Source organism: Saccharothrix hoggarensis, assembly GCF_042678885.1.
Lineage (GTDB): Bacteria > Actinomycetota > Actinomycetes > Mycobacteriales > Pseudonocardiaceae > Actinosynnema > Actinosynnema hoggarensis.
Window position 1 is genome coordinate 1 of the sequence record NZ_JBHTLK010000132.1, and the last position, 19,434, is coordinate 19,434.

Sequence of the window (19,434 nt, forward strand, 5' to 3'; positions counted from 1 at the left end):
ACAGCGCGCCGGCGGCCAGCGGCGCGGTGCGGCCGGCGGCCGACACCGGGTCGAGCGTGACGACCCGAACGGGCAGCCCGGACCCCTGCGCGACGCCGCCGAGCACCTGCTGGGCGACCTGCGTGCCGGACGGGTTCACCGCGCCGGACAGCACGACGGTGGCGGCCTCGGGCGCGAGCTCCAGCACGCCGTAGACCTCCTGGCGGGACAGCAGGTCACGGCCTTCCGCCGGGGTCGTGACGCGCCAGTCGACCTCGGCCGCGTCCGACCCCGCGAGCTTGTCGGCGACCCCGCGCAGCGGCGGTGGCGCGTCGGCCCCGACGGCGACGGCGAGCGGCACGTGGTCCGGGTGGGACGTGGCCTGGACGCCGAACGTCAGCAGGCCGAGCACGAGCGCGATCAGCGCGCCGACGACGGCGGTGGCCGCGGCGACTGCCGCGGGCGGCCGATCGGGTAGTGCGGCCATGATGTCCCCCCGATTTCCTCATCGCATGTTGAATTCGAGGCTACGACCGATCGGGTGACGAAGTCAACGCGTGCTGAATTAACGGGAGACGTCCGGTCCACCGAACCGGCGGGGTACGGTTTGCCGGTGACTTACCCAGGTGACGGGCAGTCCGGCTGGGGCGGCCAGCCCGGCCAGGGCGACTGGGGCCCGCAGGACCACGGCTACGGGCAACCGGGCTACACGCCGCAGGGCACCCCGCAACAGGGCATCCCCCAGCAGGGCGCGCCGGGCTACCCCCAGCAGGGCTACGGCGGCTCCTACGGCGGGCTCGGCGTGTTCTCCGGCGGTGAGGGACCGCCGCCGCGCAAGGACCGGAAGAAGCTGTGGCTCGCGTTCGGCGCGGCCGTGCTGGTGCTCGTCGCGGGCGGTGTGACCGCGTACGCGCTGACCCGGCCGGACAAGACGACGACGATCGCGAACACCTCCACCGCCACGACCACCACGGCGACGAAGTCCTCCACGACCACCAAGACGACCACGTCGACCCAGGCGCCCCCGACGTGCGAGGCCGCCAAGCCGGGGTGGAACTGCCTGGCCGTCCCCGCCCTCTCGTACAGCTACGACGTGCCCAAGGGCTGGTCGCCGTCGTCCGCCGGCCCGACGGTCGAGGGCATGGACGACGTGCGGCTCACCGGCCTCACCCTCACCGGCGCCTACGACTGCGGCGGCGACGAGTACACCCGCGGCGGCGCGGGCGGCGTCGTCGTGCCGCAGACCGACCTGACCGCGGTCGCCAAGGACTTCGCCACGAAGCTCGGCACCCAGTACTACGACTCCGCGCCCCAGTTCGAGGTCAAGCTCGGCGAGCCGAAGCCGGTGAAGATCCCCGGCACGGCGGGCGACATCGAGGGCGTGCAGGTCGACGCCTCCATCACCACGTCCGGCGCGGAGTGCCTGGCCACCAAGGGCATGGTGAAGGTCCTGGTCCTCAAGGGCGACACCGGCTTCCACGTGTTCATGGCCAACGGCGACCTCGAAGGCGGACCGGCCACGCCGAAGCCGCCGACCGAGGCCGACCTCCAGGCCATGGTCGACTCCGTGAAGCCGCTGCGCCGGTGAGCTACTCCGGGCTGGGCGTCTACCAGCAGCCACCGCCGAAGCCGCCGAGCCGCGCGCCGCTGTGGATCGCGCTCGCCGTGGTCGGCGTGCTCGTCGTCGGGGCCGGCGTGGCCGCCGCCGTGCTGCTGAACTCCGGCGGCGGCTCGGCCGCGCCCGGCTCGTCCGCGTCGACCCCCACGTCCACCACGCCGCCCGAGCCCGACTGGCAGCCCGTGGACGACACCCAGTCGGGCCTCGCCTACGAGCTGCCGCCGTCGTGGGAGGACACCGGCGGCGGCGCGTCCGGCCGGGTCCGGTTCTCGTCGTCGCACGTGTCCCGACCGTTCGAGTGCCAGGGCCGCCGCATGATCCAGGCGCAGGCGGTGTCCGGGTCCGTCGTCGACGACGACCTGGAGCAGGTCGCCACCGAGGTCGTGAACCGGATGGCCGCCGGCGGGTACACCGTCGACGGCGCGCCGCCCGAGATCGGCGAGCCCCGCGTCGAGTCCGCCGACGACGAGGCCGTGCGGCTCAGCGTCGAGGTGACGCCGAAGTCCGCCAACGCCTGCTACGCGCCCAAGGCCACGATCAGCGCCGTGGCGCTGCGCAACGGCCCCAAGGTGTCCCTGTTCGTCCTGAACGTCGCCCAGGGCGGCCCGCACGTGGCCGAAGGACCGTCCGACGACGACGTGACGCGCATCCTGGGGAGCGTGCGGCTGCCGTGAACACGCTGGTGCTGTGGGACATCGACCTGACGCTGATCGACGCGCGCGGCCTCGGCCACGAGTGGTACCGCACCGCCCTGCGCGCCGCCGCGGGCCTCGACCTCGTGCACACGCCCAGCTTCCCCGGCCGCACCGAACGGGCCATCACGCTGGAACTGCTCGCGGCGCACGACCTGGAGCCCACCGAGGAGCTCGTGACGCGGCTGCACGCCGAGCTGATCGACGTGGCCACGCGGGAACGCGACTTGCTGCCGTCACGGGGCCGTGCGCTGCCGGGCGCGTCGGCGGCGCTCGCGGCGTTGGCGGCACGCGAGGACGTGGTCCAGTCGCTCGTCACCGGGAACCTGGTCGAGATCGCCCGGTTCAAGCTCGCCGCGTTCGGGCTGGACGAGCACGTCGACTTCGAGATCGGCGGCTACGGCTCGGTGTCCGCGCACCGGCCCGCGCTGGTGCTGGAGGCGGTGCGGCTGGCGTCGGCCAAGCACACCCGCGAGTTCCGGTCCGTCGTCATCGGCGACACGCCCCACGACGTGGACGCCGCCCTGCACCACGGCGCCGTGGCAGTCGGGGTGGCGACCGGCCGCAGCACCGCCGCGGAACTCCGCGAAGCCGGCGCGCACGTCGTGCTGACCGACCTGTCCGACACCGCCGCGGTGCTGGACGCGGTGCTCGGCGAACCCTAGGAACCGTCCGTCCTGGGGACCCTCCGCTCAAGACCCCTCTGCCCGCCACACGAAGAGCTGCTGGTCGGGCGGGAAGCCCGCGGTGCCGAACAGGTACGTCCTGCCCCGGCTCGACGCGACGGCCCTCATCTCGTAGATGCCCTCGAACCCGTTGTCCCGCACCGGCATCCGGGTCCAGCGGATGCCGTCCGGCGAGGTCCACACCAGGCCGCCGGCGCCGTGCTCCGTGCGGCCGACGGCGAGGAACCCGCCGCCCCACTGGCGCACGGAGGTGATCCACTGCTGGTCCCTGGCGACGACGCCGGCGTCCGGCAGCCGTCCCAGGTCGGTGTGGCCGGCGTGCCAGGTGTCGTCGCCGTCGCGCCGGTACCGCGCGTACAGGGCGTCGTCGGTCTCGCGGCCCAGCACGAACGTCAGGTCGCCGATGCGGCCGGCGGTGAGGCGCGACCCGAGCGGCAGGCCGTCCCCGACGGGCTCCCAGTCGACTCCGTCCGCCGACCGGAACAGCGGCGTGTCGTCCCGGAACGGGTCGTCGGTGTCGTGCAGGAGGAAGCCGTCCGCCGTGGCCGTCACCGCGGGCTGCAGGATGGCGGACTCCCGGTCGAGCGGGACGCTGCCCGTGTGGCGGAACGACCGGCCGTCTGCGGAGTGCCACACGTCGAAGCCGGAGAAGTCGCCCGGGGCGCGCTCGAACTCCAGCTCGAACCCGTCCGGCACGACGACCAGCACGCCGTGCGGACCGGCGGCGATCGCCGCGAACGGTTGCTCGCCCTCGCTGTCCGGGGCGGTGTCGCCGTCGGGGTCGCGCACCGGGTCCGGGTCGCGGTCCGGCAGCACCGTCCGGTCCCACGTCGTCCCGTCCCCGGTGCGCCACACCGCGATCTCGCCCGGCCCGCCGCCGAGGACGTACGCGGTCGAACCGTGCGTGGCCATCGGTTGGCCCCGCAGGTACCGCTCGAACCCCGCCGGCGCCTGCTCGGTCCACCGGTCGCCGTCCGGCGACGCGAACAGGACCGGCTCCGGGAAGTCGGCCGCGACGAGCAGACCTCCGACCCACCCGACCGCCGCGGCCACGTACGCCGTGGCCAGCCGCGCGGGCAGCTCCGACCGGTCGTGGGCAGACCAGCGCGGCGGGTCGAACGACACCGGAACGGCCTTCGGCGCGGGCGTGCACGCGGCCAGGAACACCACGAGCAGCAGCAGGGCCGGCCTCACGACTCCGGCCGCCAGTGGCTCGTGTCCGTGTCGAACCGGAACCTCCGGGCGGCGCCGGCTCCCGTGGTGCGCAACGGCTTGCCGCCGTCGTCCACCACCAGCTCGCCCTTGGCCGCGCCGGACGTCCACTTCAGGTGCAGCCGCCACTCGACGTCCCGCCGCGCGATCGGCGTGATGACGAGCTGCTCGGGCTCGAAGTCGTTGACCCGGTAGGGGAAGTCCACCACCGGCGTGCCGTCCACGGACAACGGCACGAGCGTCGGCGACGCCGCCTCCAGGTCGAGCCGGAAGAACCTCGGCTCGACCCCGGCCTCGCAGACCGCCGGCAGGAAGATCCCCGGCAGCGGGTCCGCGACGCGCACCACCTCCACCCGCGCCGACTGGACCACCACGGACGCGCCGGTCAGCCCCTGCATCGTCACGACGACCTCGCCGCCGCTGCCCAGCACCGCGTCCGCGGGCGGCCGGCCACCACCGTGCGGGATCGGCTCGTCACCCCGGTCCGGGACGACCCAGCCGCTCTCCGGGCAGTCCAGCCGGAGCCGCTGGTCGGTGGCGACGGCCAGGGGCGTCGCGGGCGGCTCCTCCGCGCGGGTCACCCGCCATACCACGACGACACCGGCGACCACGAGCAGCACCACGACGACGAACAGCGCGATCACGCCGCGCCGGTCGTCGTGGCCGCCGATCCGCAGTTCCCGGACCGTGCCGGACTGCACGACCGCGTCCACGTGGCCGTGCACCGCGTTGCTGGTAGGTCGGGGCTCGTCGATGCCCGGATGATCCCGAGCGCCCGGTGGGGGGCGGTACGCAGTTCTGCGGTTCCGACCACCCCCGACCGGGTGAGACTCAGCCGCGGACGACGTCCAGCAGGTGCCGCACGGCGCCGTCCACCGGCACCTCTTCCCGCTCGCCCGTGCGGCGGTCCTTGACCTCGACCACCCCGTTGGCCAGGCCGCGGCCCACCACCAGGATCGTCGGCACGCCGATCAGCTCGGCGTCGGCGAACTTCACGCCCGGGCTCGCCTTGCGGTCGTCCAGCAGCACCTTCAGGCCCGCCGCCGACAGCTCGCCGGCCAGCTTCTCCCCGCCCGCGAGCAGCGTCTCGTCCTTGCCCGCGACGACCACGTGCACGTCGGCGGGAGCCACGTTGCGGGGCCAGATCAGGCCGCGGTCGTCGTGGCTCTGCTCGGCGATCGCCGCCACCAGGCGGGACACGCCGATGCCGTACGAGCCCATCGTGATCCGGATGGGCTTGCTGTCCGGGCCCAGCGCGTCCAGCGAGAACGCGTCCGCGTACTTGCGGCCCAGCTGGAAGATGTGCCCGATCTCGATGCCGCGCGCGGCCACCAGCACGCCCCTGCCGTCCGGCGACGGGTCGCCCTCGCGCACCTCGGCCACGTCGATCGTGCCGTCCGGGGTGAAGTCGCGGCCGACGACCAGGTCCACCACGTGGTGGTCGGCCTTGTCCGCGCCGGTCACCCACGCCGTGCCGCTCACCACGCGCGGGTCGGTCAGGTACCGCACGCCGTTGGCCTGCAGCGCCGCCGGGCCGATGTAACCCTTGACCAGGAAGGGGTTGCGGGCGAAGTCCGCCTCCTCCAGCATCGCGACCTCGGCCGGCTCCAGCGCCGCCTCCAGGCGCTTCAGGTCGACCTCGCGGTCGCCGGGCAGGCCGACGGCCAGGAGCGTCCACTCCTTCTCGCCCGGCTTCTTCGTCTTCACCAGGACGTTCTTCAGGGTGTCCGCGGCGGTGAACGTCCGGTCGGTGTTCTGGTTGAGGAAGTCGACCAGCGAGTCGATCGTCGGCGTGTTCGGCGTGTGGTGGACCTGCGCCTCGGGCTTCGTCGCCGGGTCCTGCTCGGGCGGCGCGGGCGTGGTGACCGCCTCGACGTTCGCCGCGTAGTCCGACTCCGTGCTGCGGACGAACGTGTCCTCGCCGTTCGGCGCGACCGCCAGGAACTCCTCCGACGCCGAGCCGCCCATCGCGCCCGACGTGGCGGAGACGATCACGTACTCCATGCCGAGCCGGTCGAAGATGCGGATGTAGGCGTCGCGGTGCTGCCGGTAGGAGTGGCTGAGGCCCTCGTCGGTCAGGTCGAAGGAGTAGGAGTCCTTCATGACGAACTCGCGGCCGCGCAGGATGCCCGCGCGCGGGCGCGCCTCGTCCCGGTACTTCGTCTGGATCTGGTAGAGCGTGACCGGGTAGTCCTTGTACGACGAGTACTCGCCCTTCACGGTGAGCGCGAACAGCTCCTCGTGCGTCGGGCCCAGCAGGTAGTCGGCGCCCTTGCGGTCCTTGAGGCGGAAGATGTTGGGGCCGTACTCGGTCCACCGGTTCGTCGCCTCGTAGGGCTCCTTCGGCAGCAGCGCGGGGAACTGGATCTCCTGCGCGCCGAAGGCGTCCATCTCCTCGCGCACGACCCGCTCGATGTTGCGCAGCACCCGCAGACCCAGCGGCAGCCACGAGTAACCGCCCGGCGCGACGCGGCGCACGTAACCGGCGCGGACCAGCAGCTTGTGGCTGGGTACTTCGGCGTCGGCCGGATCCTCGCGCAACGTGCGCAGGAACAGCGACGACATCCTCGTGATCACGGTGGGTGCTCCTCGTGGCGCGGCTTGTCCGGGAAAGGGTAGTGAACCGGCTCTGATCAGTTCCAACGGGTTACTCCTCCACCTCTCCCGACTCCTTCTCCGCCCCCTTCCCCGCTCATCCGCCTACCGCCTTCTCCCGGCCCTCTCACCGCCTCTTCCCCGTCCGCCGACCTCTGAGGGCTCTCGCAGGCCTACCCCTGATCGCTTCCGCCGCAGCACCACATCGCGCCGTTGTCGCCCCAGACGCCGTTCGTGCTGTTCAGAGCCCCACTCGGCCGAAATTGTCGGTGGTCGGGTCTACCTTCCGCGCATGACGTTCACCATCGGGATGATCACCTTCGACACCATCGACCCGCACCGCTTGGCGGACTTCTGGACCAAGGCGCTGGGCACGTCCATCCAGCACGACTGGGGCGGCGAGTTCCTGATGCTCGCGCCGGCCGCCGGCACCACCCTCCAGGTCGGCCTGCAGAAGGTCGAGGCGCCCACCCCCGGGAAGAACCGGGTCCACTTCGACGCCCACGTCGAGGACCGCGTGGCCGAGGTCGCGAGGCTCGTGGCGCTGGGGGCGACCGAGGTCGCGGAGCACACCGTGCCGGGTCTCACGTGGACCGTCCTGGCCGACCCGGACGGCAACCAGTTCTGCGTGGGCCAACCCGGCTGACCACGCCCGTCACCGCCGCGTCGTTCCCCCTCCGAAGATCACTCCAACGTAGGAACAGCGCGACACCGGGCAACATTTCAGGGCTCGAAAGCGTTGCCGGGAAAGAAGGAGGCGACACGGCGTGGCGGGCACACCACGGCCTGCGACAGGTCGGTGGAGCTGACGGTCACCAGGATCGACGGGATGGCTCGACGGGCCGCGGGCGGCGGGGATGGGGTAGCCCGGAGGCGCGCGTCACGGGGGTGGGTGCGCGTACAGCGGGCGGTGCGCGGCGGGCGGTGCGCATGCAGTGGGGTGCGCGGCGGCGCTGGCGCGTGCGCGGGGGGTGGAAGCGCATAGGGTTGCCCGTCGTGTTGGTACTGCTGCCCCCGTCGGAGACCAAGGCCCTTGGTGGGTCCGGCGCGCCGCTCGACCTCGACCTGCTCTCGTACCCGGAGCTGAACCCGGTTCGGGGGAAGTTGGTCGACGCGTTGGTCGACCTCGCCGGTGATGTTCCGGTCAGCCTGGCCGCGCTCGGGTTGTCCGAGCGACAGGCCGGTGAGGTCGAGCGCAACGCCGAACTCCGCCGCTCCCCCACGTTGCCCGCCCTCGCGCGGTACACGGGGGTGCTTTACGACGCGCTCGGGCTGGGGGACTTCACGAAGGTGGAGAAGGCCCGGGCGTTCGCTCGGCTGGCGGTGGTGTCGGCGTTGTTCGGGGTTGTCCGCGGTGGGGACCCGATTCCCGCGTACCGGTTGTCCGGCGGGAGCGTGTTGCCTGCCGTCGGGCCGTTGGGTGCGGTGTGGCGGCCGGTGTTGGAGCCGGTGTTGGCGGGTGCGGACGGGTTCGTGGTGGATCTTCGGTCCAGTCCGTACACGTCGCTCGCGCGGATTCCCGGAGCGGCGGTGGTTCGGGTCGTCACCGAGGACGCGAAGGGGCGTCGCAACGCGGTCAGCCACTTCAACAAGGCGCACAAGGGGCGGCTGGCGCGGGCGCTGGTCACGTCGCGGGCCGAGCCGGCGGATCTCAAGGGATTGATCAAGGTCGCGGCCAAGGCCGGATTGCGGATCGACGCTACCGGGCCCGCGGCCGCTGACTTGATCGTCCTGTCGAGCTGATGCCGAGCTGAGTGCGGAGCTGATGCCCGGTCGGCGACTCCGGTCGGTGGCTCCGGTGCAACCGGCGCCGGTTGGTGCAGCCGGTGGAACCGGTGCAGGTCGGTGCAACCGGTGTCCAGGAGGAGCCGGAGCGTGTGGGTTTGCCCGGTGGTGCGCGCCCAGGGGTCGGCGTGTGCCCGGTGGTGGGGGCCGCGGCGAGGGCGGCGGGGGTTAGGCGCAGCGGGCGGGGGTGGTGGGCGTGACCGGTCGGGCGGCGTGGGGGCTGGGGGTGGGGCGGCGGTTCGAGGGGGTGGGGGTTGCGGTGTGGGTGGCGGCGGCACGGAGGTCCGACTGGAGGCGGGAGAGGTCTCGGTCTTCCGCGGTGGTGCTGCCGGCCAGGCTGGAGGTGAGGGGGCGTTGTCGGCGGTGGTTGCGTTCCAAGCCGTAGGCGACGAGGGCGATCAGGGCGAGGGTGAAGACGATTGCGGTCATGGCGCTAACTATGCGAGGCACAAGATACCGCCACAATTGGCAGTTGTGCCGTTGTGCATCAAAATCCTGCCAAGTACGGTAGCGGCATGCTCCGCACCGTTGCCGCCGTCGTCGTCGACGGCCTCGCGCCGTTCGAGTTCGGCGTGGTCTGCGAGGTCTTCGGCGTCGACCGCACCGAGGACGGCGTCCCGGCGTTCGACTTCCGCGTCTGCGGCGAACACCCCGGCGCGCCCGTCCGCACGAGCGTCGGGGCGTCCATAGTCCCCGACTACGCGCTGGACGCCCTCGAGGACGCGGACCTGGTGGCCGTCCCCGCCGCCACGATCCGCGACACCTACCCACCCGCGGTCCTCGACGCCCTGCGCGCCGTCAACCGCCGCGGCGGCACGCTGATCTCCGTCTGCAGCGGCGCGTTCATCCTGGGCGCGGCCGGTCTCCTGGACGACCGCCGCTGCACCACGCACTGGCGGCACGTCGGCGACCTCGCCGAGCGCTTCCCCGACGCGAAGATCGACCCGGACGTCCTGTTCGTGGACGACGGCGACATCGTGACCAGCGCGGGCACGGCGGCGGGCATCGACGCGTGCCTCCACGTGGTCCGGCGGGAGCTCGGCGCGGCGACGACGGCGGCGATCGCGCGTCGCATGGTCGTGGCCCCGCAGCGGGACGGCGGTCAGCGCCAGTTCGTGGAGCTGCCGACGCCGCCGCACCAGGGCGACAGCCTGCAACCGGTGCTGGCGTGGCTGCTGGACCGGCTGGACGAGGACCACACGGTGGCGACCCTGGCGGAGCGGGCGAAGATGTCGGAGCGGACGTTCGCCCGCCGCTTCGCCGCCGAGACGGGCACGACGCCGCACCGCTGGCTCACGAACCAGCGGGTGCTGCGGGCCCGGCAGCTGCTGGAGGAGACGCAGCTGACCGTGGAGGACGTGGCGCACCGCTGCGGGTTCGGGACGGCGGCCTTGCTGCGGCACCACTTCACGTCGGTGGTGGGTTTGCCACCGAAGGATTACCGACGGTCATTCTCGCACCGATAACCGCCGAACGCGTGACGGAACGCCAGCGAGTTGTCACCTGTCGTGACGATAGTGACAGAATGACCGGGTGAGCCCCGACACACTCGGCGACCCGCCCGCCGACAAGGTCACCCCGGCTCTGCTCCGGGGGATCACCGAAGACCTCGAGACCGACGCGCTCGACGCGCCGGAGGCGTTGAAACGGGTGTGGTCCGGGCTGTGCCTCGCCCGCGTGCTGGGGCTGCGCCTGGCGGCGGTGGACGAGGCGTGGCGGCAGCGGCAGGTGAACGCCGAGTCGGTGGAGCACCAGCTGGCCCGTGACCTGGGGACGTCGGCGACGTTCGCCGACACCGCGCTCGCCCTGCCGGACGACCCGCCGCGGCCGCTCGCCGCGGACGAGGTGGAGGAGGCGCTGGACGCGTTGGTGGACTTCAGCGCCACGGCGCGGCGGCGCATGCTGGCCGCGGCGGCGCAGGCGTCGCAGTGGCACGACGAGCGGGTGTTGCGGCACGACTCGCTGGTGATGGGCGAGCTGGCCGCGGCGTGGTTGGGCAACCGGTCGAGCTATCGGCTGGAGACCTGACACCCGGCGGAGCCTGAGGGGCGGATAAATCGGTTGCCCGCGGGACGTGGGGTCGGGCAGCCTGGTCGGGTACGCGCAGAGCGCCGGTGGTGGCAGACCACGGCGGAGTCGAGGAGGTGCCAGATGGTGATTGCCGTCCGGGACGTGGCACCGACCCGTCCGCTCGCCCCGCTCGCCTGACGCGAAGGACGACACCGCGCCGGGTGGGGCGATCACTCCCCTTCACCTGGAGCTCATCCAGTGCGCGAGCACGATCACTACACGGATCTCGAATCCGATTTCGACCATGCCGACGACCTGCGCTGGCGGGTCAAGAAGGCGAAGATCCAGTCACGCCGCGACGAGGTGGAACCGTCACGTCGCGGGCGGCTGACCGAGGACGCCAAGGACCGCCTCGCCCAGATGCGGGAGGACGCGGCGGCCGCGGACGTCCCGCCCGACGGTGACCGGTGGTCCACCTGGGGCGACGCCGACCAGGGGCCGAAGCCGCACCCGTCGTGGCTGGTCACGGACCTGTCCGCGGTGGACCGCGAGCTGGGCGTCGTGAAGACCGGCAAGGAGGCGGACGTCCACCTGCTGGAGCGCGCGATGCCGGGCACGGACCGGTCGTGCCTGATGGCGGCGAAGCGGTACCGGAGCAACGACCACCGGCTGTTCCACCGGGACGCGGGCTACCTCGAGGGCCGTCGCATGCGGCGGTCGCGGGAGATGCGCGCGATGGCGAACCGCAGCGCGTTCGGCCGCAACCTCATCGCGGAGCGGTGGGCGGTGGCGGAGTTCGCCGCGTTGTCGACGCTGTGGCAGTTGGGCGCCCCGGTGCCGTACCCGGTGCAGCGCGAGGGCACCGAGCTGCTGCTGGAGTTCATCGGCACGGACGGTGCGGCGGCGCCGAGGTTGGCGCAGGTGCGGCCGGAGCCGGAGGAGCTGCTGGGGTTGTGGCGGCAGCTCGTGGACGCGTTGAGCGTGATGGCGTCGGCGGGCATGGCGCACGGCGACCTGTCCGCGTTCAACCTGATGGTGCACGACGGCCGGCTGGTCGTGATCGACCTGCCGCAGGTGGTGGACCTGGTGGCGAACCCGCGGGGGCCGGAGTTCCTGGAGCGGGACGTCCGCAACATCGCCGGCTGGTTCACGTCGCGCGGTCTGCCGCCGGAGTTGGCGGAGCCGCGGGACCTCACGGAGACGCTGCTGGAGCTGGCCGGGTTGCGGTAACGGTGTCGCCGAGCGCGGGCCGGACGGACTCCGGCCGGACGAGGTCGAGGAAGGCCTCGAACGAGCGAGGGTCGCCGGTCGCCTCAGGCCGGCGGTAGCCGGGAGATCCGGACAGCGGGGTCGCGGACGGGTCCCGGGTCGACATCGGCCCGGGACTCGCCGCGGCCGCCGCCGTTCAACGCCGTGCGGGCCGTGCGGCGTCGGTGTTCCGCGGTGACGCACCGGTGTGGTCGCCACGCCGATCGCCGTGGACCTGTTCACCTGGTGGGCACTTCGTCAACTCGGGCGGGACGGTGCGGCGTGAACGCCCCGCCACGTGGACTTTTGTGGTTCCCTGTGGGGGTCGGGGCGGCACACGTGATCGCCCTTTCCACCACGCGTGTGCGCGAGAACACCGCCGCGGTGCCGAACTACGCCGCGTGATCAGCTAGACTGAGTGGTGCACCGCCCGGTGGCGCCACAGAGCGCCCCAGGCCGCCAGAGTGGCCGGTGGTGCTTCCCAACCACTATCGGCGCGATCCGCGCGCCGGGCCCGTCCCCGCGATCGCGCCTGCTGAGCAGAGCAATCCTCGAGACGTGCCGTGTCCCGGAGGTTTGTTTTGCCCACAATGTCCCAAGGCCGTTCCGAGCGCCCGCAGTTCCGCAAGACCCGCAGCAGGCGCCCTGGCCAGGGCAACCGTCGTCCCGCGCCCAGCGTGGAGCTGACGACGAGCATCCCCGACCACGTCGAGAGCACGATGCCCGAGGGCCCGCTGCCCTCGTTCGCCGAGCTGGGCCTGGCCGACGAGCTGCTGCGCGCGCTCGAGCAGGCAGGCATCACCGAGCCGTTCCCGATCCAGGCGGCGACGCTGCCGGACGCCATGGCGGGCCGCGACCTGCTGGGCCGCGGGCAGACCGGTTCCGGCAAGACGCTGGCCTTCGGCCTGGCGTTGCTGTCCCGCCTGGCCGGTGGCCGGGCCAAGCCGTTGAAGCCGCGCGCGCTCGTGCTGGTACCCACGCGTGAGCTGGCGATGCAGGTCGAGGAAGCCCTCAACCCGTTCGCCCGGTCGCTGGGCCTGTGGTGCCGCACGGTCGTCGGCGGCACGTCGTTCCCGCGTCAGATCGACGCGCTGCGCCGCGGTGTCGACCTGCTGATCGCGACCCCCGGCCGGTTGTCGGACCACGTCCGGCAGGGCACGGCCGACCTGTCCGAGGTCATGTTCACGGCGTTGGACGAGGCCGACCAGATGGCGGACATGGGCTTCATGCCGCAGGTCCGGGCCATCCTCGACCTGACCCCGCAGGACGGGCAGCGGCTGCTGTTCTCCGCGACGCTGGACGGCGACGTGGACAAGCTGGTCCGCCAGTACCTGCACGACCCGGTGGTCCACTCGGTGTCGCCGCCCACGGGCAGCGTGACCACGATGGAGCACCACCTGCTGTTCGTGTCCGCCGAGGACAAGCAGAACGTGGTCACCGAGGTCGCGGCGCGTGAAGGCCGCACGATCATGTTCGTCCGCACCAAGCACCACGTGGACCGCCTGGCGAAGAAGCTGCGGTCGATGGGCGTGCACGCGGGCGCGTTGCACGGCGGCAAGGCGCAGAGCGCGCGTACGCGGGTGCTCGGCCAGTTCCGCGAGGGCACCATGCCGGTGCTCGTCGCCACGGACGTGGCGGCGCGCGGCATCCACGTGGACGACGTGAGCCTCGTCGTGCACGTCGACCCGCCGGCCGACCCGAAGGACTACCTGCACCGCGCCGGTCGCACCGCGCGCGCCGGGCAGTCCGGCACGGTCGTCACGCTGGTCACGCACGACCAGCGGCGTGCCGTGCAGGGCCTGACGGCGCGGGCGGGCATCCGTCCGGCGTCGGCGAAGGTCCGTCCCGGTGACGAGGAGCTGGTTCGCATCACCGGCGCCCGGGTGCCCAGCGGCATCCCGATCGTGGAGCCCGAGATCCCGGTCCGCGCGCGTCGCGGCGGTGGCGGTGGCGGCGGTCCTCGGCGCAGCGGTGGCGCGGGTGGCGGCGGTTTCCGCGGCGGTCGTCCCGACCGGGACCGTGACCGCGGCGGCGGCACCGGCCGACCGCGTCGGGTGGCGCAGCACTAGTTCGCGGGTCTGGCCCGCCGGCACCGGTTCGCGGTGCCGGCGGCCGGGCTTCACGGCCCGGAATTGTCAGACCCTTCTGGCAAGATAAAAGCAGGGGTCCCCTTGGCGGGGACTCCTGCTTTGCCGTTCTCGGGGTTGTTCCCAGCGGGCCACGGCTCCCCCTGCCACGGCCCCTGCCTCGGCCCCTGCCTCGGCCACGGCTCCCTCGCCTCGCGACGGACCGCTCCACGGTGTCCGCACGAACCGCACCTCACCGACTCGTCAGTCAACTCGTCAGTGAACTCCTCACCGGCTACTCATCGCCCGAGATCGTCGGCTGAACTCGTCGGCGGAGTCATGGGTGGAGTCCTGAGCGGAGGTCGTCGCCCGAGATCGACGGCGGAAATCATAGGCGGAGGTCATAGGCGAGGTCGCCGGAGCGATCACCTCAGCTCATGAGCGCGTCGGCGCGCGCGGTGCGCATGTGGAGGACGTGGCGGCCTTCGCGGCGCGTGGTGACGAGGCGGGCGGCGCGCAGGACGCCGATGTGCTGCGACACCGCGCCCGCCGTGACGCCGAGCAGGGCCGCCAGGTCGGTCGTGCTCTTCGGGGCTTCCAGCAGGATGAGCAGGTGGGCGCGGGTGCGGCCGATCAGGGCGGCCAGCTCGCGCGGCGTCTCGCGTTCCTCCCACAGCGTCCCGATGCCGCGCGCCGGGTAGCGCAGGACGCCCTGGCTGACCGGGTCCAGCGCGATCCACGCCTTCGGCCAGCAGAACACGCTGGGGCACAGCACGAGTCCGTGCTCGGCGAGGTCCACGCGGTGCTCCGGTTTGCGGTGCAGGACGAGTTCGCCGTCCGCCCACGTCACCTCGGGGTGCAGGTCGTGGAACACCGCCTCGACGCCCTTGTCGGCCAACGTCGCGGCGCGGGCCGCGATGTCGGCTTCGAGGACGGCGGTGATGCGCTTCCAGTGCGGTGCGATGAGCCGGTCGTGGCAGCGGCGGATGACGTCGGCCTCCGGTTGCCGGACGTGCCGCAGCTCGGCGTCCAGGTCGGGCATGCGGACGTCCGGCACGGGCATCAGGTCGGCCGGTTTCGCCGGGCCCTCCAGGCGGTCCAGCAGCGTGTCGAGGCCGGGGATGTCGGCGACGCGATCCCGCGCCCACCGCACCCACGGCAGGTGCACGGCGTGCGCGCCGGGTGTGCGGAGCCCGTCGACGGCCATGACGGTCTCGAACACGGCGGAGTAGGCGAACCTGACCTTGGCCAGTCCCACCCCGGCGAGCCGAACCCACACCGCCACGCCGTCCCCGTTCCGCGCGGCCCGGTGTTCCGGGCGTCCTCGACGGCCATTGTCCCACCGGGACGGGGTGGCCTGCCCCACCGCGGGTTGTCGTGCCCGCCCCAGTGATCGGCGGCGCGGTCCGGGCGAGGGTGGTGCCATGACGAGGACGTGGCACCGGCCGACGCTGTGGTTGGCCGTGGCGATGGCGTTGGGCGCGGTGGCCTGCGCGGTGGCGCTGGTGCTCGACGGGCGGGTGCTGCAGGGCGCGTCGGTGTGGTCGAAGCCGTTGAAGTTCGCGGTGTCGCTGGCGGTGTACTCGGCGACGCTGTCGTGGATGCTCTCCGTGCCGCACAAGGGGAAGCGGTGGATGTCGGGGCTCGCCACGACCATCGCGGTGATCATGTTCGTGGAGGTGGGGCTGATCGCGGTGCAGGCCGGGCGGGGCATGTTCACGCACTACACCACGTCGGACGAGCCGTTGAACCGGTTCGTGCAGGCGACGTTCGCGCTGGCGATCCCGGTGATGTTCCTGGCGAACGTGGTGCTGGCGCTCGTGCTGTCGTTCCAGCGCTTCGGGCGGCCTGACGTGCGGTGGGCCGTGCGGACGGGGCTGTACCTGGCGGTCTTGGGCATGTTCACCGGCTACCTGATGGTGTCGCAGCCGGGGAAGCGGGTGACGGCGGTCGACGCGGGCGGCCGGTCGGTGGAGCTGGCGGCCGGGCACGGTGTCGGCGTGCCCGACGGCGGGCCGGGGATGCCGGTGACGGGGTGGAGCACGACGGGCGGGGACCTGCGGGTGCCGCACTTCGTCGGGATGCACGGCCTGCAGGTGATGATCCTGCTGGTGCTGGGGTTGGCGGCGCTGGGGTTGGCCGAGCGGGGCCGCACGCGGCTGGTCGTCGTGGCGGCGGCGGGCTACCTGGGGTTGCTGGTGCTGGTGACGTGGCAGGCGTTGCGGGGCGAGTCGGTGGTCCACCCCGGCGGCACGACCCTGCTCGCCTTGGCCGGGCTGGCGGGGGGTGCGTGGCCGCCGGGGCGGCGTGGGCGGTCAGGGGCGGGGCGGCAGTTCCGCGGCCAGTCCGGCCACCGGTCCCGCGACGATGATCGCGGGCGGGCGGACGCCGTGCGCGGCGATGTCCGCGGCCAGGGTGTCCAAAGTGGACCGGAGGACCTTCTCGGTGCGGGTGCTGCCCTCCTGGATCACGGACACCGGGGTGTCACCGGGCCGGCCCTCCTTGAGGGCGTCCGCGAACGCCGCGGCCCGTTCCACGCCCATGAGGATCACGACGGTGCCGCGCAGCTTCGCCAGCGCCGACCAGTCGACCAGGGACCTCGGGTCGTCCGGTGCGACGTGGCCGGACACGACGACCACCTCGTGCGCGACGCCCCGGTGCGTCACCGGCACGTCGGCCAGCGCGGGCACGCCGAAGGCGCTGGTCACGCCCGGCACGACGGTGACCGGCACGCCCGCCTCGGCGCACGCGATCAGCTCTTCGAAGCCGCGGCCGAACACGTACGGGTCGCCGCCCTTGAGGCGCACCACGAACCGGCCGGCCTTGGCGTGCTCGACCAGGGTGCGGTTGATGAAGTCCTGGCTGGCGGCCCGGCCGTAGGGGATCTTCGCCGCGTCGACGACCTCGACGTGCGGCGGCAGCTCGTCCAGCAGCTCGCGCGGTCCGAGCCGGTCGGTGACGACGACGTCGGCGCGGGCCAGGAGGCGGCGGCCGCGCACGGTGATCAGGTCGGGGTCGCCGGAGCCGCCGCCGACGAGCGCGACGCCCGCGGGCTGGTCGTGGTGGTCGGCGAGGGAGCCGTCGCGCAGCGCGGACAGCAGCTCGTCGCGGACGCCCGCGGACCGGCGGTGCTGCCCGCCCGCGAGGACGCCGAGGAGCAGGCCGTCGTGCTCGCCGACCGCCGGCGTCACCGCCGTGCCCTTCACGGCCACGTCGGCGCGCACGCAGAACACGCGGCGCTCTTCGGCGTCGGCCGTGACGCGGGCGTTGACCTCGGGCGAGGAGGTGCAGGCCAGCACGTACCAGGCGCCGTCGAGGTCGCCGTCGGCGTACTCGCGGGCGTGCCACGTGGCCTCGCCGCCCTCGACCATCCCTTGGACGGCGGGCGTCACCTCCGGCGAGATCACCTCGACCCGGGCGCCCGCCGCGACGAGCCTGGGCAGCCTGCGCTGGGCGACCGTGCCGCCGCCCACGACGACGACGCGTCGCCCGGTCAGGTCCAGGCCCACGAGGTAGTGCTGTTCACCGTGCATGGGTAGAAGCATCCACATCAGACATGCCCTGTCCAACCCGGGTGCCTCACATCACCAAGACCTCGAACGTGGTGGCGAGCCTGCCGCCGAAACGACTACCCGCCTGCTCGGCCACTCGGCGCAGGAACACCTCCGGGTGGGCCATGTCGCCGCTCAGGGCGGCCAGGTAGGTGGCGTGCTCGCGCAGCGAGGCGACGCCGAGGTCGAACGTGTCCGTGACGTCGACGGCGTGCCCGGCGTGCGGTGAGGCGTTGACGGCGACGAACCGGACGCCGCTCCACGGCTCCAGGTCGAGGTCGCGGAAGACCCACCGGTTGGCGGCGTCCCGCACGGCGTCGATGACGGCCTGGCCGACGGCCCGGTGGTCGGCCATGTTGAGGAACCCGCCGGGGAAGGTGGCGTGGTGGTTGCCGCTGAGCACGACGTCGGGCTTGTGGCGGCGGATGGCGGCGGCGATGTCGCGGCGCAGCGGCAGGCCGTACTCGATCATGCCGTCGGGGTGGTCGAGGAACTCGACCACGTCCACGCCGACGACGGCGGCACTGGCGACCTGCTCGCGCGCCCGCAGCGGTCCGGCTTCCTCGGGCGGCAGGGTGTCGATGCCCGCCTCGCCCCGGCTGGCCAGCACGTACGCGACGTGCTTGCCCTGCGCGGTCCAGCGCGCAATCGCGCCGGACGCCCCGTACTCCAGGTCGTCGGGGTGGGCCACCACGGCCAACGCCCGCTCCCAGTCCTCCTGCAACGGCTCCAGGTCCGACATGCCGCCGACGCTACGCGAGCCGCGGGGCACGTCGGCGCCGCACGCGTGCCCACGACCGGCGAACCACCCGGTCGTGGGCACGTCGCGGCGGGTTACAGCTGGGCGGTGATCGTCGAGTAGTACGAGGCGATCCGCGCGTACACGCCGGGGTAGCCGGCGAGGGCGCAGCCGCGGCCGAACGAGGTGGCGCCGATCAGCTTGCCGCCCGCGACGAGCGGGCCGCCCGAGTCGCCCTGGCAGGTGTCCGTGCCGCCCTGCGGGTAGCCGGCGCACACCATGTGGGTGGGGCTGTAGTTGGAGTAGGCGGTGCGGCAGGTCGAGTCGGACGTCACCGGCACGGTCGCGCCGAGCAGGTACCGCGAGGCCGTGCCGCCGGACGACGTGGTGCCCCAGCCGTAGATGCGGGCGCTCGTGCCCGCCGCGTACAGCGCGGTGTCGTTCGGGGTGGCCAGCGGCAGGTAGGTGGAGTTGATGTTGACGCCGAGGGTCAGGACCGCCACGTCGTAGCCGGAGCTCGCGGTGCGGTAGCTGGGGTGCACCCAGATGCGGCTGACGGTGGCGACGGTGCCCGCGGTGCTCTGCTTGTCGTCGCGGCCGTGCACCACGCGGGTGCTGGACGCGGTGCGGCCGCTCACGCAGTGCGCGGCCGTGACGACCTTGTTGGCGCGCACGAGGGTGCCGCCGCAGAACTGGCCGCCGGTGCTGGTGGCCAGGTACACGACCCACGGGTACGTGCTGGTGGACACGCGGGTGCCGCCGACGATGTACGGCGACACGCCGGTGTCGGAGGTCTCGGCCGACGCGGGTGCGACGGTGAGCAGGCCGATCGCGGCCACGGTGGCCGCGAACGCGGTGATCAGGCGACGCAGGGTTTTCGCCATGTCGATCCTTCCTGGGCGGGGACGCGCCGTGTAGCGACGCGCACACCCACAGCTAGGCCCAAGACGGGGAGGTCGACAACCCTCTTTCGGCTGCTCCGCACCACTTCACAGTTGACGAGTGACACCCGTCACACGAATGACATCGGCGTGCACCGGCCCGGAAACAACGGGTCCGGCGCCCGCGTCGACGTACGCGACGGCGGCGCCCGCCTCGGCGAGCCGCACCGCGCCGTCCGACCGGACCCGCGTGCCGGGCCGCAGCAGGTGCCGCACCTGGGCGACGCACTCGGCGCCGCCCACCACGACGGACGCGCGCCGCAGCTCGGCCTCGGCGCGGGGTGTGCGCTGGTCCGCGTCGCCGGGGCCGAG

19 protein-coding genes and 2 pseudogenes are annotated in these 19,434 nt (G+C 73.0%); 9 read left to right on the forward strand and 12 right to left on the reverse strand.

Going from position 1 to position 19,434, the window contains the following annotated elements:
* A pseudogene (locus ACFQ3T_RS22735) lies at positions 1-466 on the reverse strand (ABC transporter permease); the annotation flags it as partial.
* Between the two features lie 126 nt (positions 467-592).
* Here ACFQ3T_RS22735 and ACFQ3T_RS22740 point away from each other — a divergent pair.
* Genes ACFQ3T_RS22740 through ACFQ3T_RS22750 form a run of 3 tightly spaced genes read left to right on the forward strand, consistent with a single transcriptional unit; the run spans position 593 to position 2,954 of the window.
* Positions 593-1,567: a hypothetical protein gene (locus ACFQ3T_RS22740; RefSeq protein ID WP_380725617.1), complete on the forward strand. Its 975-nt coding sequence runs from the start codon at positions 593-595 to the stop codon at positions 1,565-1,567.
* A complete protein-coding gene (locus ACFQ3T_RS22745) occupies positions 1,564-2,271 on the forward strand; it encodes a hypothetical protein (protein WP_380725619.1) in 708 nt (235 codons plus the stop codon). Before ACFQ3T_RS22740 ends, ACFQ3T_RS22745 begins: the two co-directional genes overlap by 4 nt.
* Positions 2,268-2,954, forward strand: coding sequence for an HAD family hydrolase (locus ACFQ3T_RS22750; protein WP_380725621.1), 687 nt, complete (start codon positions 2,268-2,270; stop codon positions 2,952-2,954). The genes ACFQ3T_RS22745 and ACFQ3T_RS22750 overlap by 4 nt, the downstream gene beginning before the upstream one ends.
* Before the next feature lie 27 nt (positions 2,955-2,981).
* On the opposite strand, the gene ACFQ3T_RS22755 is transcribed toward ACFQ3T_RS22750, so the two are convergent.
* The 3 genes from ACFQ3T_RS22755 to ACFQ3T_RS22765 all read right to left on the reverse strand — a co-directional run bounded on the left by ACFQ3T_RS22755 (position 2,982) and on the right by ACFQ3T_RS22765 (position 6,764).
* Positions 2,982-4,169 carry a hypothetical protein gene (locus ACFQ3T_RS22755; RefSeq protein WP_380725623.1) on the reverse strand — a complete coding sequence of 396 codons (1,188 nt, stop codon included), beginning with the start codon at positions 4,167-4,169 and terminating at the stop codon, positions 2,982-2,984.
* The gene (locus ACFQ3T_RS22760; protein WP_380725626.1) at positions 4,166-4,912 is read right to left on the reverse strand and encodes a hypothetical protein; all 747 of its coding nucleotides are present in this window, start codon (positions 4,910-4,912) and stop codon (positions 4,166-4,168) included. Before ACFQ3T_RS22760 ends, ACFQ3T_RS22755 begins: the two co-directional genes overlap by 4 nt.
* 106 nt (positions 4,913-5,018) lie before the next feature.
* Positions 5,019-6,764, reverse strand: a complete 1,746-nt coding sequence (locus ACFQ3T_RS22765; protein WP_380725628.1) for a proline--tRNA ligase — start codon at positions 6,762-6,764, stop codon at positions 5,019-5,021.
* 310 nt (positions 6,765-7,074) lie between these two features.
* Between ACFQ3T_RS22765 and ACFQ3T_RS22770 the strand changes: the two genes are divergently transcribed.
* Together ACFQ3T_RS22770 and yaaA are read left to right on the forward strand one after the other, a co-directional pair.
* Entirely contained in the window at positions 7,075-7,428 is a 354-nt protein-coding gene (locus tag ACFQ3T_RS22770; protein WP_380725630.1) for a VOC family protein, read from the forward strand.
* Positions 7,429-7,778: 350 nt separating this feature from the next.
* Complete coding sequence (gene yaaA / locus ACFQ3T_RS22775) at positions 7,779-8,525, forward strand: peroxide stress protein YaaA (RefSeq protein WP_380725632.1); 747 nt, start codon at positions 7,779-7,781, stop codon at positions 8,523-8,525.
* Between the two features lie 210 nt (positions 8,526-8,735).
* On the opposite strand, the gene ACFQ3T_RS22780 is transcribed toward yaaA, so the two are convergent.
* On the reverse strand, positions 8,736-8,996 hold the full coding sequence (locus ACFQ3T_RS22780) for a hypothetical protein (protein WP_380725634.1): 261 nt from the start codon (positions 8,994-8,996) through the stop codon (positions 8,736-8,738).
* A gap of 86 nt (positions 8,997-9,082) precedes the next feature.
* Between ACFQ3T_RS22780 and ACFQ3T_RS22785 the strand changes: the two genes are divergently transcribed.
* From ACFQ3T_RS22785 to ACFQ3T_RS22800, 4 genes are all read left to right on the forward strand, one after another.
* Positions 9,083-10,033, forward strand: coding sequence for a helix-turn-helix domain-containing protein (locus tag ACFQ3T_RS22785; RefSeq protein ID WP_380725636.1), 951 nt, complete (start codon positions 9,083-9,085; stop codon positions 10,031-10,033).
* 67 nt (positions 10,034-10,100) lie between these two features.
* A complete protein-coding gene (locus ACFQ3T_RS22790; protein WP_380725638.1) occupies positions 10,101-10,595 on the forward strand; it encodes a hypothetical protein in 495 nt (164 codons plus the stop codon).
* A gap of 240 nt (positions 10,596-10,835) precedes the next feature.
* Positions 10,836-11,807 (forward strand): serine protein kinase RIO, encoded by a 972-nt coding sequence (locus tag ACFQ3T_RS22795; RefSeq protein ID WP_380725640.1) that lies wholly within the window; start codon positions 10,836-10,838, stop codon positions 11,805-11,807.
* Positions 11,808-12,415: 608 nt separating this feature from the next.
* The gene (locus tag ACFQ3T_RS22800) at positions 12,416-13,894 is read left to right on the forward strand and encodes a DEAD/DEAH box helicase (protein WP_380725641.1); all 1,479 of its coding nucleotides are present in this window, start codon (positions 12,416-12,418) and stop codon (positions 13,892-13,894) included.
* 427 nt (positions 13,895-14,321) lie between these two features.
* Here the strand turns inward: ACFQ3T_RS22800 and ACFQ3T_RS22805 are convergent, their stop codons facing one another.
* The 7 genes and pseudogenes from ACFQ3T_RS22805 to ACFQ3T_RS22835 form a co-directional block, all read right to left on the reverse strand.
* Positions 14,322-15,605, reverse strand: coding sequence for an ArsR/SmtB family transcription factor (locus ACFQ3T_RS22805; protein ID WP_380725653.1), 1,284 nt, complete (start codon positions 15,603-15,605; stop codon positions 14,322-14,324).
* Between the two features lie 9 nt (positions 15,606-15,614).
* Positions 15,615-15,791 (reverse strand): hypothetical protein, encoded by a 177-nt coding sequence (locus tag ACFQ3T_RS22810; RefSeq protein ID WP_380725643.1) that lies wholly within the window; start codon positions 15,789-15,791, stop codon positions 15,615-15,617.
* A gap of 9 nt (positions 15,792-15,800) precedes the next feature.
* Positions 15,801-16,046: a hypothetical protein gene (locus ACFQ3T_RS22815; protein WP_380725645.1), complete on the reverse strand. Its 246-nt coding sequence runs from the start codon at positions 16,044-16,046 to the stop codon at positions 15,801-15,803.
* Between the two features lie 160 nt (positions 16,047-16,206).
* A complete protein-coding gene (gene cobA, locus ACFQ3T_RS22820; RefSeq protein ID WP_380725647.1) occupies positions 16,207-17,424 on the reverse strand; it encodes a uroporphyrinogen-III C-methyltransferase in 1,218 nt (405 codons plus the stop codon).
* Positions 17,425-17,470: 46 nt separating this feature from the next.
* Positions 17,471-18,184 (reverse strand): PIG-L deacetylase family protein, encoded by a 714-nt coding sequence (locus ACFQ3T_RS22825; RefSeq protein WP_380725649.1) that lies wholly within the window; start codon positions 18,182-18,184, stop codon positions 17,471-17,473.
* A 92-nt stretch (positions 18,185-18,276) separates the two neighbouring features.
* The gene (locus ACFQ3T_RS22830) at positions 18,277-19,065 is read right to left on the reverse strand and encodes a S1 family peptidase (protein ID WP_380725651.1); all 789 of its coding nucleotides are present in this window, start codon (positions 19,063-19,065) and stop codon (positions 18,277-18,279) included.
* A gap of 105 nt (positions 19,066-19,170) precedes the next feature.
* Positions 19,171-19,434, reverse strand: a pseudogene (locus tag ACFQ3T_RS22835) (cobalamin biosynthesis protein); the annotation flags it as partial.

Coding starts and splice junctions, on each gene's coding strand:
- ACFQ3T_RS22770 (WP_380725630.1), top strand. CDS start 7,075: ATGACGTTCACCATCGGGATGATCACCTTCGACACCATCGACCCGCAC.
- ACFQ3T_RS22780 (WP_380725634.1), bottom strand. CDS start 8,996: ATGACCGCAATCGTCTTCACCCTCGCCCTGATCGCCCTCGTCGCCTAC.
- ACFQ3T_RS22785 (WP_380725636.1), top strand. CDS start 9,083: ATGCTCCGCACCGTTGCCGCCGTCGTCGTCGACGGCCTCGCGCCGTTC.
- ACFQ3T_RS22800 (WP_380725641.1), top strand. CDS start 12,416: ATGTCCCAAGGCCGTTCCGAGCGCCCGCAGTTCCGCAAGACCCGCAGC.
- ACFQ3T_RS22805 (WP_380725653.1), bottom strand. CDS start 15,605: ATGCCCCGCCCGGCCTGCACCGCGATCAGCCCCACCTCCACGAACATG.
- ACFQ3T_RS22810 (WP_380725643.1), bottom strand. CDS start 15,791: ATGCCCAAGACCGCCAGGTACAGCCCCGTCCGCACGGCCCACCGCACG.
- cobA (WP_380725647.1), bottom strand. CDS start 17,424: ATGCACGGTGAACAGCACTACCTCGTGGGCCTGGACCTGACCGGGCGA.
- ACFQ3T_RS22825 (WP_380725649.1), bottom strand. CDS start 18,184: ATGTCGGACCTGGAGCCGTTGCAGGAGGACTGGGAGCGGGCGTTGGCC.
- ACFQ3T_RS22830 (WP_380725651.1), bottom strand. CDS start 19,065: ATGGCGAAAACCCTGCGTCGCCTGATCACCGCGTTCGCGGCCACCGTG.